The 14,003-nt window shown below is 63.3% G+C and carries 12 protein-coding genes; 3 read left to right on the top strand and 9 right to left on the bottom strand.

From position 1 onward, the window contains the following. Window positions 1-54: 54 nt before the first annotated feature. From ACTRWG_RS10175 to guaA, 6 genes are all read right to left on the bottom strand, one after another. Window positions 55-918: a hypothetical protein gene (locus ACTRWG_RS10175; RefSeq protein ID WP_027237482.1), complete on the bottom strand. Its 864-nt coding sequence runs from the start codon at window positions 916-918 to the stop codon at window positions 55-57. A 55-nt stretch (window positions 919-973) separates the two neighbouring features. Next, entirely contained in the window at window positions 974-1,888 is a 915-nt protein-coding gene (locus ACTRWG_RS10170) for a DMT family transporter (RefSeq protein ID WP_027237483.1), read from the bottom strand. 122 nt (window positions 1,889-2,010) lie between these two features. After that, window positions 2,011-3,135, bottom strand: coding sequence for an OmpP1/FadL family transporter (locus tag ACTRWG_RS10165; RefSeq protein WP_027237484.1), 1,125 nt, complete (start codon window positions 3,133-3,135; stop codon window positions 2,011-2,013). A gap of 103 nt (window positions 3,136-3,238) precedes the next feature. Beyond that, window positions 3,239-4,123: a DMT family transporter gene (locus tag ACTRWG_RS10160; protein WP_027237485.1), complete on the bottom strand. Its 885-nt coding sequence runs from the start codon at window positions 4,121-4,123 to the stop codon at window positions 3,239-3,241. A 144-nt stretch (window positions 4,124-4,267) separates the two neighbouring features. After that, entirely contained in the window at window positions 4,268-5,773 is a 1,506-nt protein-coding gene (locus ACTRWG_RS10155; protein ID WP_027237486.1) for a hypothetical protein, read from the bottom strand. 160 nt (window positions 5,774-5,933) lie between these two features. Next, the gene (gene guaA, locus ACTRWG_RS10150; RefSeq protein WP_027237487.1) at window positions 5,934-7,496 is read right to left on the bottom strand and encodes a glutamine-hydrolyzing GMP synthase; all 1,563 of its coding nucleotides are present in this window, start codon (window positions 7,494-7,496) and stop codon (window positions 5,934-5,936) included. 243 nt (window positions 7,497-7,739) lie between these two features. On the opposite strand from guaA, the gene ACTRWG_RS10145 reads away from it, so the two are divergent. Continuing rightward, window positions 7,740-9,284, top strand: a complete 1,545-nt coding sequence (locus tag ACTRWG_RS10145) for a trimethylamine methyltransferase family protein (RefSeq protein WP_027237488.1) — start codon at window positions 7,740-7,742, stop codon at window positions 9,282-9,284. 16 nt (window positions 9,285-9,300) lie between these two features. On the opposite strand, the gene ACTRWG_RS10140 is transcribed toward ACTRWG_RS10145, so the two are convergent. After that, a complete protein-coding gene (locus ACTRWG_RS10140) occupies window positions 9,301-9,660 on the bottom strand; it encodes a DUF6477 family protein (protein WP_027237489.1) in 360 nt (119 codons plus the stop codon). A 234-nt stretch (window positions 9,661-9,894) separates the two neighbouring features. Between ACTRWG_RS10140 and ACTRWG_RS10135 the strand changes: the two genes are divergently transcribed. Then, entirely contained in the window at window positions 9,895-10,962 is a 1,068-nt protein-coding gene (locus ACTRWG_RS10135; protein ID WP_027237490.1) for a DUF6456 domain-containing protein, read from the top strand. A gap of 72 nt (window positions 10,963-11,034) precedes the next feature. Here the strand turns inward: ACTRWG_RS10135 and ACTRWG_RS10130 are convergent, their stop codons facing one another. Next, window positions 11,035-11,583 carry a peroxiredoxin gene (locus ACTRWG_RS10130; protein WP_027237491.1) on the bottom strand — a complete coding sequence of 183 codons (549 nt, stop codon included), beginning with the start codon at window positions 11,581-11,583 and terminating at the stop codon, window positions 11,035-11,037. A gap of 196 nt (window positions 11,584-11,779) precedes the next feature. Then, entirely contained in the window at window positions 11,780-12,694 is a 915-nt protein-coding gene (locus tag ACTRWG_RS10125; RefSeq protein WP_036797532.1) for a hypothetical protein, read from the bottom strand. Between the two features lie 222 nt (window positions 12,695-12,916). On the opposite strand from ACTRWG_RS10125, the gene lipA reads away from it, so the two are divergent. Next, window positions 12,917-13,867 carry a lipoyl synthase gene (gene lipA, locus ACTRWG_RS10120; protein WP_027237493.1) on the top strand — a complete coding sequence of 317 codons (951 nt, stop codon included), beginning with the start codon at window positions 12,917-12,919 and terminating at the stop codon, window positions 13,865-13,867. Window positions 13,868-14,003: the final 136 nt, after the last annotated feature.

Genomic DNA, 14,003 nt, shown 5'->3' with positions numbered 1-14,003 from the left:
TGTCCTGATTTGCGGAAGGGTGTGCGATATAGCGGAAGCTGAGAGATAAGCGGCTTAGCCGCGGGCCTCAAGGGCCGAGGCGATCAAATCCACGAAACCGGCCTCGTCCTTGACGGCTGAGATCTGGTCGGCGGTGACGGTGATGCCCCAATTGTCCGCCATCGCCTGATAGCGCGGCTGGCGGTGCGCCAGCGCCTGGGCATAGGTCCAGCGGATAAAGGCGTCGGGGTCCACATCCCCCTCAGCTATGCCATTTTCGTTGAGATACTCTTGCCAGACCCGGTCCAAGAACTCCGGCTGATAAGACATCGGCTTGGGCGCGCGGTCGAACCGGCGCACCAGCTCCTCGGTGTGCGCCTCATCGCCTTTGATCCAGACCATTAGCGTGTGCTTGCTGAGTTCCGACAGGATCTGGTCGTTGGGGTCGTTTGCATCGACCCATTCGCAGATCGACCCGCCGGTATCGCAGATGAAATTCGGATAGCCGTAAAGCTGCTGCGCCCGGTCTTCAAAATACTCGGTGTCCAGCAGCGCGCGGATTTCCGCGACCCGGAACTGCTCCTGCCGCCGCTTGTACTCCGCGATCGGCAGTCCGCCTTTGGCCGTGTCGCCGGGCTTGCCCAGATAGGCGGCAACCGGCGTCAGGTTTTCAAAGGTGATGTTGGAGCCGATGAAGATCGAATCCGACAGCAGAAGCTCCCGCAGGAATGGCACTTTCATCGCCTCGGCCTTGGCGTTGTCGGCGATGTATTCGCCCATGTAGCGGGTGCCGATGCGGTAATCGACAGAGTAGTGGAACCAGCTGCCGGCACCGCGCAGGACGTTGCTGACATAGGTTTTGCCAAGCCCGGACATGCCAAAGAACAGCACCCGTTTTTTCTGCGCATCGCGCCAGTCCTGTGCGGAAGAGTAGAGCATGAGATCCTTAGTCCCTGAAGGTTTCACGCCTTGCTAATCGCCTGCGCAGGCTGGGTCAATTCCGTGCGCGCTTGCGCCGCAAGCGGGGCTTGCCGTTCAGGACCGCAAGCCCCGCCGCCAGTAGGGCAAAACCTGCATAGGCCTGCGGCTTCAGCGCTTCGCCCAGCACCCCTGCGCCCAGCACGATGGCGACCGGCGGGATGATCAGCGTGACCAGCATCAGATTGCCGCTGCCCGCCAGCCCCAGCACCCGGTAATACAGCAAATAGGCCCCGGCGGTGGCAATCAGCGAGAAATAGGCGATCGACATCCAGGTGTCCGTTTCCAGCGCCAGCACAGGCGCGCCGTCGATCAGCAGCGCTGCCGGAGCCAGGCACAGGGTGGAACCGGTCAGCATCCCCGCCGCCGCCACCTGCGGCGGCAGGCCGGACAGGTGCAGCCGCGCCCAGGCGCTGGCAAAGGCATAAGAGACCGTGCCCGCCAGAACTGCCAGCTGCGCGGTGCTGCGGATGTCGAAATCGGCAAACTGCTCCAGCCCGATGGCCGTGGCCACGCCCAGGAAGCCAAGGCTGACCCCCAGCGCCTTGCGCGCCGTCAGCCGCTCATCAGCAAAGACCAGGGCCGCCACGATCACCCCGAACACAGCCGTCGCTGCATTCAGGATCGAGGTGAGGCCGGTTTCGATATGCAGCTGCCCCCAGGCCATCAGCCCGAAAGGAATCACGTTATTGAGCAGCCCCATCACCAGAAAAGCCCCCCAGACCCGCGGCGCCTTGGGCACCGGCAGCCCTCTTAGCAGCACAACCCCCCACAGCAGCAGCGCCGCCCAGCCGCAGCGGTGCAGCACCAGGGTGGCAACGGGGATTTCATCCAGGGCGATGCGGATCGACAGAAACGATCCGCCCCAGATCACGCCGAGCAGGATCAGCTCGGCCCAGGCGCGGGGGGATATGGTCTTTTGCGGGCTCATGACGCTCAGCTAGCGCGCCGCCGGGCGCCAAGCGACCCGGTTCTTGCGGCAAAACAAAACCCCGCCCGGAAAAGGGGCGGGGTAGAAGGCAGGTCCTGCACCGGCAGCGGCCGGAGAAAGGATCAGAAGTTGTAGCCGACCTTCAGGCCGAAGCTGACAGCGTCGTTGTCCTGGAAGTTGGTGACAGGGTTGCCGCCCGGAGAGGCAACCGCGTCGCCCAGCTGGGTATAGCGGATGCCCGCGGAAATGGTCATGTTGTCCTGCTTATAGCGCACGCCCAGGCGGATCGCCTCATAGCCGTGGGTCGGCGCCAGCGGCGACACCAGGTCGTCGCCGTCCACATCCGCATAGATCAGCGCCAGCGACCCGGACCAGTTTTCGTTGAAGCTGCGGCCGATCCCCAGCGTGTAGGTAAAGGAATCGTCCAGGTCGATCAGGTCGACGGAGCGGCCGGCAAGGGTGCTGAGGCCCGGGACCACCAGATCTGTCACGCTGTGTTCAGCCCAGCGGATTCCGCCGAACAGCAGAGTGTCCTTGGCGATGCCGGTTTGAAAGTCCAGGTTCACCGACTGCGGCGTCTTGGTCTGGGTCGAGGTGCTGGCGGTGGCCCCGCTTGCGAAGGTTTCGTTCAGGTTGAAATCATGCTCGATTTCAGAGCTGTAGGTCAGGGCTGCGCGCAGAGCGATCTCGGGGATCTCATAGGCAACGCCGGCCACCCAGCCAAAAGCGCCTTCCTTGTTCACCTTCACGTTGTAGACGCCGCCGATAGAGGTGTAAGCACCGCCCTGCAGATTGATTTCGCCGTCAATCTCCTGATAGCGGATGCCGCCGTGGACGCTGAAGCGCTCGTTGAACTTGTAACGCAAAAGGGCGGTGATCGCGTTGGAGTCCGCCTGTGCGGTGGTGCCGCCCAGAAGCAAAGAGCCGGTTGTCGGGTAGTTGACGTCCACACCCCAGGGCTGATCGAAGATCAGGGCGAAAGACAGCTGTTCGTTGAGGTCGCGCTTGTAGCCTGCACCGAACATGTTGAAGCGTTCGCCGACATCCCCGGTGGCAGAGCCAAGCGGGTTCAAGGTCGTCCTGTCGTTGCCCGACAGGTCCACCGAAGTGGTCGCAAATGAGAATTCGGCGTAGTTGCCTTCTTCGAAGATAATGCCGATCGGCTGGCCGGTGCGGTCAAGGCCGCTGGCCATGGCAGAGCCGGACACCAGCGCCAGAGCGGCGGTTGTTGCAAGATAGCGTTTCATTGTTCCTCCCTTAGCAGCGGCCTGAGCGGGCCGCTTTACGCGAAGGTAATAGGGCAGAAATCCGCAGATCAACGGTAACCAAGCGGCAACTAGCGTGAAACGTTCAGTTCCGGGCGGACCTGACGGGACGTCCGGCAACGATGTTGAGGTAATTGGCGATGCAGATGATGGCTGCGCCGCTCAGCACCCAGGCATCCAGCGCCTCACCGTAGATCACCATGCCCAGGATCGCGATGGCGGGCAGGCGGGCGAAATCGACCGGCACCACAACGCTGGCGGGGGCCAGCGACAGCGCGGTGGTCAGGCAGAAATGCGCGGTGAGGCCGGCGATTCCGATCAGCACCAGCCAGGGCAGGGTAGAAGCATCCGGCAGCGCCATATCGCCGTCCCAGCCCGCTGCCAGCAGCCCCATGCCCAGCTGCATCGCCGTCAGCCATAAAAGGATCGACGCGGTCTGCTCGTGCCGGGTCAGCCTTTTGGTCAGGATCGCGGTGAGCGCAAAGAAGATCGCGCAGCTGGCCGCCGCCCCCAGACCCAGGTTCAAGGTGTCCGGACTGGGGCGGGCCACGATCAGGATGCCGGCAAAGCCCAGGCCAACCGCCAGCATCCGCCGCCGGGTCAGGGTCTCGCCCAGCAGCAGCGGCGACAGGATGATGACCCACAGGGGCGAGGTGAACTCCAGCGCAAAGACCTGCGCCAACGGCACCAGCGTCACCGCCAGGAACCACAGGTTCTGACCGGTGAAGTGAAACATGTTGCGCAACAGATGCACGCCCAGCCGGTCCTGACGCACCTGATGCCAGCGCCCGGTGGCCGTCAGCACCGCTGCCACGATCAGCAGGCCCACCATGCTGCGGTAGGTCATGATCTCGAACGTGTCCAGCGTCAGCCCGGCCTCGCGGCCCGCGATGGCCATGGCGGAAAAGGACACGATGGCGCCCACCATCCACAGGGCTGCCAGTCCCGCGCGCGCTTCACCCTCTGCCATTGCGGCACCTCTCCCGTTGCTGCTGGCGGGACCAGACAAGGATCGGGGCCGGGGGTCAAGCACAAGAATGGCCCGGCTGCAGCAGGCGCGCAGCCGGGCCGGGTATCAGGATCCGCAGGGCCGGGGCTGGCGACACCCCGGAGGTCAGGCCGCCGCGCTGCGCCGGGCAGCGCCGTCCAGAGTGCGGCCCGCGTTGATATAGGCGGTTGCCTGAGCCACCGGGTCAAAGTTCAGCCGCCCCAGCAAGGTCCGGATTTCGGCGGTCAGTGCCTCCGTCACCTCAGACTGATTGACGGTGGCGTTCTTCTTCTCCGGCAGAACCGGCACGCCGTGGTGGCCTAGGGCCGCCAGCAGCCTGGCGGCACCTTCCGGTTTTGTGGCTTCTTCCAGCTTTGCTTCGACAAAGTTGATCTGATCGCCGTATTTGATCTGATAGTAGGCATAGCGCGCTTCCATCTCCAGCGCGTACCAGATCGCCCAGCCGATCTGCCCCAGCTTCCGCAAGGCAGAGGCGTTTACGATCACATTGGTATAGCCCATGTCCAGATACCACTGCCATGGGATGGTGATGTTCTGGAAATCGTTGCGTCCGACATAGCTGGCACATTGCTTGGCCAGGTCCCGGCGCAGGATGATGACAGTAGTGCGGCTGCCGATGCTGCTGTCCGCCAGCGCCTCGATCAGCCCGCATTTGCCCAGCGTGTGGTTGGCTTCGGCATAAGGCGCCTGCAGCGAGGCCAGCTTGTTGCGCCAGAACTTTCGCGTTACGCCGTCCATGCCCAGGGTGTTGAACCTGCGCATGTGGCTGATTTCCGGCATTGCCGTGCCGAAATCCTCGACACCGATCGGTTCGTGGACCGATCGTATGCGCAGGTTGTCACCCAGGAACTGCGCCAGCCAGGCAGTGCCGGTGCGCCCGGCGGAGAGGGTGAAGATAAAGTCGGTCCTGCCGGCCGTTTCCGGCTTGGCCATTGCCGGCGCTGTGCCAGGGCGTTTGTAGCCGAATTTGCGGATTTCAGCTGCGCACTGCTCTGCCACGATATCTGCCGCCGCGGGGTGCAGGGTATACAGTGTCTCCGGATCGGCGCCGCTGCGCGGGCGGATGGCGCCTTTTGCGCGAAGGCCGGAGAACCGCTCCCACAGACCGTCAATGCCGAGCGCGGAGATATCTTCCTCCAGATGCTCGTAGCGCAGGTAGACGTCCAGCGCATCCGGCCCGTCCAGCGGGGCGATTTGGCTGTTCTCGGTCAGCATGCTTGTGAAACCGCGCACGAACTTTCCAAACGGAATGCCGGCAGCGTCCGCCTTTTCCCAGTAGTAGCGGGAAATGATGGCATCATAAGGATCCCGCCAGATCGTAACCTTGGTGTAACTGTCCCAGATCTCTTGCGGGATGATGGCTTTAGCCTGGGCCGCTGGGATGTGGTTATAGAAAGTTTCAGCGGTCTCAGTGCCGTCCGGCCAGACCTGCTGCTGATGGTTCTGGGCGCCGCGATAGCCCAATTCAGCACGGGTCTTTTCATCGTTCGGGGAAATCGGCGTTATGACACTTGTTTCGTCGCAGAAACTGGACAGGGCGATTTCAAAGGATGTGCCGCCGACCTTCTTGGTCTTGATGAAGATCAGTTTCAGCGGGTGGCAAATGATCATTGGGTTCTCCAAACCAGCGGACCTTGGGGAAACTATCCAATAAACACCTGACGGATTGGTTAATGCGGAGAAAAACTGCTTTGAAATTTTATTCTATTTTTCCGCTGGGCTGCACATAAATAAAAACCCCGGCCGCCGGGCCGGGGTTCCTGTGTCCTGATCATTCCCACTCGATGGTGCCCGGAGGCTTGGAGGTGATGTCATAGGTGCAGCGGTTGATGCCCTTCACCTCGTTGATGATCCGGGTGGCGGTTTCGCCCAGGAACTCATGGCTGAACGGGTAATAATCCGCGGTCATGCCGTCCACCGAGGTCACCGCGCGAAGGGCGCAGGCATAGTCGTAGGTGCGGCCGTCGCCCATCACGCCGACGGTGCGCACCGGCAGGATCGCCACAAATGCCTGCCAGATCTCGTCGTAAAGACCGTGCTTGCGGATCTGGTCGATATAGACCGCATCGGCCTCGCGCAGGATGTCCAGCTTCTCGCGGGTGATCTCGCCGGGGCAGCGGATCGCCAGGCCCGGCCCCGGGAAGGGGTGGCGGCCGATGAAGCTCGCGGGCAGGCCCAGCTCGTGGCCCAATGCGCGCACCTCGTCCTTGAACAGCTCGCGCAGCGGCTCGACCAGTTTCAGGCCCATCTTCTCCGGCAGGCCGCCCACGTTGTGGTGCGACTTGATGGTGACAGAGGGGCCGCCCGAGAAGGAAACCGACTCGATCACATCCGGATACAGCGTGCCCTGCGCCAGGAACTCGGCGCCGTCGATGGTGTCGGCGTGTTTCTGGAACACGTCGATGAACAGCTTGCCGATGATCTTGCGCTTGGTCTCGGGGTCCGACTGGCCTTCCAGCTCGCCCAGGAACAGTTCGCTTTCGTCCGCGTGGATCAGCTGAATGTTGTAGTTGTCGCGGAACATCTTGACGACTTCTTCCGCCTCGTTCTTGCGCAGAAGGCCGTGGTCCACAAAGACGCAGGTCAGCTGGTCGCCGATCGCCTCGTGGATCAGCACCGCCGCAACCGAGGAGTCGACGCCGCCCGACAGGCCGCAGATCACCTTCTTGTCGCCGACCTGCTCGCGGATCAGGCGGATCGCCTCGTCCTTATAGGCGCCCATGGTCCAGTCGCCGGTAAAGCCTGCGATCTTGACGAAGTTTTCATACAGCGTCTTGCCGTTCGGGGTGTGGTGCACCTCGGGGTGGAACTGCACCGCAAAGAAGTTGCGCTCCAGATCGGCGGTGATCGCAAAGGGCGCGTTGGGCGAGGTGCCGTAGACCTCAAAGCCCGGAGCGATTTTGGAGACATGGTCGCCGTGGCTCATCCAGACCTGCTCGCGCTCTTCCAGGAACCAGCCGTTCAGCAGCGGGATGCGCTCCTGGCTCGGGGTCACATAGGCGCGGCCGAATTCGGCGGTGCCGTGGCCGCTGACCACTTGGCCGCCCAGCTGGTGCATCATCACCTGCTGGCCGTAGCAGATGCCCAGGATCGGCACGCCATAGTCGAAAATCTCCTGCGGCACACGCGGCGACCCCTCGCGGGTGACGCTGTCCGGCCCGCCCGAGAAGATCACTGCCTTCGGCGCCAGTTCGCGCACGAAGTCCATGGTGACATTCTGATAGGGGTGGATTTCGCAATAGACGTTCAGCTCGCGCAGGCGGCGCGCAATCAGCTGCGTGACCTGGCTGCCAAAGTCGATGATGAGAAGGCGGTCATGGGATGTCTCTGTCATGCACGCGCCATAGGGCAGGAACGCATTTTCCGCAAGAGGGTTTGGCGCTTGGCCCGCGCGCGGCCCGTTTTTTCACGGCTGTGCGGCCCATTGCCGGCGCAAGCTGTGCCAAGGGCCGCCGCTTCGGTGGAAAATGCCCCGCCAATGTCGCTTTTCAACTTGAATGGCCGTAATCCTGCGGCGCGGGGCGGCGCGGTGGCTATAATACCCTTCGCAATGAAATGCCTGTGGTGAGGATAAACCATGACAGAAGCAGCACCGCGCCGGCGTGCCCGGGGTGGCGGCGGCGCCGCCCGCCGCGCCGAACGCACCAGCGTCAAGATCGAGACCGCCAAGTACATCGAGCGCAATATCCCGAACTTCGAAGTTCTGAACGACGAAGCGCTGGAGATCATCGAGTACAACGCGGAAACCATCCTCGAAGAGGTCGGTGTCAACTTCGTTGACAACCCGGCGGCGCTGGAGCGCTGGCGCGAGGCGGGTGCGGATGTTCAGGGCGAGCGTGTGCGCATCCCCCGCGGCCTGGCCCGCAAGCTGTGTGAAACCGCGCCGTCGGAATTCACCCAGCATGCCCGCAACCCCGAAAAATCGGTGGTTATCGGCGGCCGCAACATGGTGCTGGCGCCGGTTTACGGCCCGCCGTTCGTGCGCGACGCCAATGGCGGCCGCCGCTATGCGACCATGGACGACTTCAACAAGTTCGTGAAGCTGGCCTATATGTCCAAGTGGCTGCACCACTCCGGCGGCACCGTGTGCGAGCCCACCGACATCCCGGTGAACAAGCGCCACCTGGACATGCTGATGGCCCACATGACCCTCAGCGACAAGCCGTTCATGGGCTCTGTCACCGAACCCAGCCGCGCCCAGGACTCCGTCGAAATGGCCGGCATTCTGTTCGGCAAGGAGTTCGTGCAGAACAACACCGTGATGACCTCGCTGACCAACATCAACTCGCCGATGACCTTCGACGACGTGATGATGGGCTCGCTGGAAGTCTACGCCAAGAACATGCAGGCCTGCATCATCTCGCCCTTCATCGTCGGCGGCGCCATGGCGCCGGTGTCGGTGGCGGGCACCCTGACACAGGTTCTGGCCGAGGTTCTGGCCGGCATCGCCTACAGCCAGCTGTGCCGGGCCGGTGCGCCCGCGATCTTCGGCGCCTTCGTGTCCTCGATCGACATGAACTCCGGCGCGCCGACCTTCGGCACCCCCGAAGCGTCGCTGGTCACCTATGGCGCAGGCCAGCTGGCCCGCCGCCTCGGCGTGCCGTTCCGCTCGGCCGGCTCCTTCTGCGGCTCCAAGCTGCCGGATGCGCAGGCAGCCTATGAAACCGCCAACTCGCTCAACATGGGCCTCTTGTCCGGTGTGAACTTCATGCTGCACTCCTGCGGCTGGCTCGAAGGCGGCCTGGTTGCGGACTTCGAAAAGTTCGTGATGGACGCCGACCAGCTGGGCACGCTGCACGGCCTGGCCAAGGGCATTGCAGTCGACGAAAACGGCCAGGCGATGGATGCCATTCGCGAAGTCGGCCCCGGCGGCCACTACCTGGGCTGCGCGCACACTCAGGCCAACTTCAAATCTGCCTTCTGGAAGACCGAACTGCTGGACTACAAGCCGTTCGAGCAGTGGGAAGAGGAAGGCAGCCGCGACACCTATGCGCTGGCCACCAGCCGGGTCGAGAAGCTGCTGGCCACCTACGAGCAGCCGGCAATGGACCCCGCCATCAAGCAGGCGCTGGAGGAATACGTTGCCGAGAAAAAGGCCTCGATGCCCGACGCCTTCATGTAAGCGCGCCTGAAATCATTCAGGGGCAGGGGGCTGCGCTCTCTGCCGCTGTGGAACGGCGGTCCGCAAGGGCCGCCGTTTTTGCTTCCCCCGGACGGCCCGGCGCCCGCAAACAGGCCGCTTCGCCGGCCAGCGCGATCAGCACATCCACATGGCGGATCATTGAATAGCCCGCTTCACCCGCCTTGCGCGCTGTATTCAGGGCGCTTTCCATCTCCAGCAGCCGCATCACCGCGGCGGCCGGCTTGGGCAAGCCGCCATAGCCCAGGATCCGCCGCAAATCGCGCTGGCGGCAATAGTTTGCGGCGCCCAGACGGGCCGCCCTGGACAGAATCCGCGGACGGCGAAGCAGCGAGACCCGGGTGACTACATCCTGCATTGTCCTCTCCTTTTCCATTCTCTGTGCCGGACCTGCTATAACACAACCTATCGTGGTGTTGCGGAAAGGGCGCTACCGGCGAACGGTCCGTTTTTTGATGATTATTCATTTTCTGGAAACAATAGCGCCTGATCTGAATTTCTTTTCAAAACCAGTCGGGTGACCGTGGAGGAGCCTTCGGGCGCGTTGCGCGCGGCCGGCGGGCGGGCCCGACTGACGACCGGGGGTCTGAAAATGCAAAACCTACCGCACGCGCCCTTGCCTGGCTGGGTGCCGCTTGAGACATGCCGTTATCTTCAGCACACGGAGGCGGGCCGCCCGATCCGGCAGCTGGCCCGCAAGGCCGGATGCCATCCGTCCACCATTCTGCGCCAGGTCCGGCGGGTGGAAACCCTGCGGGATGATCCGCTGATAGACGAGGTTCTGAATTATCTTGCCGGGCGCTATCAGGCCGCCGCCAAGCCAGGCGCGGCTGTGGACAAGCCAGCGCCGCGCGGCCTGACGGCCGGGTTCGAGCGCGAAGCGGCCAGCGTTCTGACCCTGCTCAGCCGCGGCGGCGCGGTTCTGGCTGCGGCTGAGGGGATGGAAATGGCGGTGGTTGTGCGCGAAGGTCAGGACAGCGACGGCCAGAAGGTCGCCGTGTCCCGCCCGCTGGCCGGGGCGCTGGCGCTCACTGGCTGGATTTCCTGCGCCCGGCGGGGGCGGATCAGCCGCTATGCCATTACGCCCGCCGGCCGCAACGCCCTGAAACGGATTATCGCCGATCAGGAAAACCGGGCGCGGGCGCGGCTGGAGGGTGGATTTGCCGAGGCGCAGGCGCCGTTCCTGGCGCCGGATGCCGAAGGCAAGCCCGGCTATGGCCGCAAACCGCGCTATGGCACCTCGGAAACCCCGCTGGAGATGCTGGCCCGGCTGGCGGACAAGGACGGCAAGCCGTTCCTGTCCGACGCCATGGTCAGCGCCGGCAAACGGCTGCGCGAGGATTTCGAGCTGGCCCAGATCAGCAGCCATCTGATGCAGGAGACGCTCTATTTCACGCCGGGCAGCCAGGCCCTGCGCAGCAACAGCCACGAGGCCGGCGCCGCCGCGCAGCAGCGGATGACGGAGGCGCTGCAGAAACTGGGCGCGGGCCTCAGCGACATTGCCTTGCGCTGCTGCTGCCATCTGGAGGGGCTGGAAACCGCCGAACGCAGCCTGGGCTGGCCGGCCCGCTCCGGCAAGGTGGTGCTGCGCATCGCCCTGCAGCATCTGGCGGATTACTATGGCGAAACCAGCGCCCGCGAAGCTGAACTGATCGGCTGACCGCCCGATGCCTGCAAAAGAAAACGGGCCCGCACCTGGCGGACCCGTGAAACTGCCTGATTAGGCAATGCCTCAGGCGGTGACTTCTGCCTTGGCTTCTTTCAGGTGCTTCAGCACGGTTTCCGGGGAGGACACGCCATAGGGGTCTTCGCCGTGGTTGTCGCGCAGGCCCGGCTCTTCGAACCATGCTTCGACCACACCATCGTTGACGATGGCGGCGTAACGCCAGGAGCGGGCGCCGAAGCCCAGGTTGTCCTTGGCGACCAGCATGCCCATCTTGCGGGTGAACTCGCCGGAGCCGTCAGGGATCACCTGCACGTTTTCCAGCTTCTGATCACGCGCCCAGGCGTTCATCACAAAGCTGTCGTTCACGGACATGCAGTAGATCGCGTCGATGCCTTCGGCCTGGAAGTCGGCAAAGCCTTTTTCAAAGCCCGGCAGCTGGTAGGTGGAGCAGGTCGGGGTGAAGGCGCCCGGCAGCGAGAACAGCACAACGCGCTTGCCTGCAAAGTAATCAGCGGTGGTCTTGTCTTCCCAGCGGAACGGGTTCGGGCCCTCGATCGACTCGTCACGGACACGGGTGCGGAAGGTCACGTCGGGCAGCTTAACGCCAGCTTTCATCTCTGAATCTCCTGAAGGTGTATGCTCGTTCGGCGCGCAGACTTAAAATGATTCTAAGCCGGTATCAACACGTCCATGACTCCAGGATATACGTTCTGTTTCTGCGCTGCGGCAAGCGGCGCAGATGCGCCTTTCAAGGCGCGGAACGCGGCAGATCCTTGCCGCCGCTATTCCCTGTCAGCCGGCAGGCGCGGCGCTAGGCCGCAGCCTTCTTGATCGTCACCGTGGTGCCGCGCAGCTTGCGCTCGGCGGCGGCGGTGAGGTCATTGAATTTCTTCAGCGTCGCCAGCAGTTTCTTCTTGTCCTTGGAATCGTCGATGGCGCCGGGGAACTTCTTCTTCACGGTCTGGTACTGGTCGTTGATCTTCTTCAGATCCTTGTACTTGGCCGCGGCAGCCTTCAGATCCGGCGCCGCTGCCTTGAGGTCCTCTCCCGCCTTGTCGATGGCCGCCACGCAATGGGCGTTGATCGCCTTGACCAGCGCGCCAACCTGGTTGGTGTATTTCTTCAGGTTGCGGTCCACCAGCAGCTGCGGCAGCTCGGTCGCGTCCAGCTTCTTGTCATGGCTGTCCGGCTTTTCCTTCATGATCTTGGCGACGTTCTTCTGGAAATTCGCCGCATACAGCTTCTGCATCGCGTTCAGCTTACCCTCGTATTCCGAGGCCTTCTTGACCCCGGCAATCTCCTTGGCCAGCGCGCCCTGCAGCGCCTCGATGTCCTTCTTGGAGTCCGAGGTCTTGGACCGCTTTTTCAGATCCTTCTCGATATCTGCCGCCAGCTTGCTCATCTTGGCCAGATGCGCCTTGGCCTCGCCGCAAAAGGCGGCCATCGCGTCGACTTCGCCTTGGTGAATGTCCACCGCCTTGTTCCAGGTGGTCATGCCGTCCTTGAAATGCTTGTTCTTCTGGAAATCCGCCAGTTTGCCGGAGGTCACCCCGTCGGCGCGCGCCTTGGCCAGGCTTTCGCGGAAATAATCCTCCCCCTCCCAGGCGTTGCCCAGCGAAATCCCGATCCGCTTCTTGATCTTGTCGCCCTCGGCGGTGGTGAATTTCTTGGTGCCCGCCGCCAGCTTCTTGTGCTCCGCCTTGAACTTCTCCAGCTCTTTGGCCATCACGCCCTCCCGTACTGATAACCTGTACCGTTTTCCCGTGCAGTTGCCCTGCACAGCTAGACTATGTGCGGCGATGCGGCGCTTTGGCAAAGGAAAACGGCACCTGTATGGGGTGGCCAAGCCATGATCAGGCAGCAAGGCGGGGTTGACGATATGCCCGTGCCAAGCCAAATCAGCTATGGTACACCCGCAAGGAAGCCAGAGGCCGGAAGGGAAACCCACGTGAGAGACCTAAAGATCCCGGAGCAGCGCCACCCCGAAAAGGCGCATCGTCCCGACAACGCTCAGCCCAAGAAGCCAAGCTGGATCCGGGTCAAGGCGCCGGGCGGCAAGGGTTATGCCGAAACGCATAAGATCATGCGCGACAACCAGCTGACCACGGTCTGCGAGGAAGCGGGCTGCCCCAACGTCGGCGAATGCTGGAGCCAGGGCCACGCCACCATGATGATCATGGGCGAGATCTGCACCCGCGGCTGCACCTTCTGCAATATCGCCACCGGCCGCCCCGACGCGCTGGACGCGTTTGAGCCGGGCCGGGTCGCCCATGCGGTGCAGAAGCTGGGCCTGAACCATGTGGTGATCACCTCCGTCGACCGCGACGATCTGGAGGATGGCGGGGCTGAGCATTTTGCCCAGACCATCCGCGCCGTGCGCCACCGCAGCCCCAAGACCACGATTGAGATCCTGACGCCCGATTTCATCAAATGCGATGACAGCGCGCTGGAACTGGTGGCCGAGGCCAAGCCCGACGTCTTCAACCACAACCTGGAAACCGTGCCGGGCCTTTATCCTGAGGTCCGCCCGGGCGCGCGCTACTTCCACTCCCTGCGCCTGCTGCAGCGGGTCAAGGAGCTGGATCCGTCGATCTTCACCAAGTCCGGCATCATGGTGGGGCTGGGCGAGGATGCGCAGGCGGTGAAACAGGTGATGGACGACATGCGTGCGGCCGACGTCGATTTCCTGACCATCGGCCAGTACCTGCAGCCGACGCCCAAGCACCACGCGGTCGACCGGTTCGTGACGCCTGAAGAATTCAAAACCTACGAGAAAGCCGCCTATGGCAAGGGCTTCCTGATGGTGTCGGCAACGCCGCTGACGCGCTCTTCCTACCACGCGGGCGACGACTTTGCCCGTTTGCGCGAGGCGCGCAACAAGAAGCTGGGCCTGGCATAACCCTGCAGCCTCTGGCGCAGCTTGTCCGGCTGCGCCGCGCGCTCCAGCGGACCCTTGCGGTTCCCGGCACCGCGGTAAAGACCACCGCGGGAAGGGCGCCATGCCCCGGCACTGGTCCGGGGGCTGAGGTCAGTCC

Source organism: Leisingera sp. G5_S3_59_S7 (genome assembly GCF_054968485.1).
The sequence above is the reverse complement of the archived record's forward strand: the minus strand, read 5'-3'. Positions and strand labels throughout refer to the sequence as shown.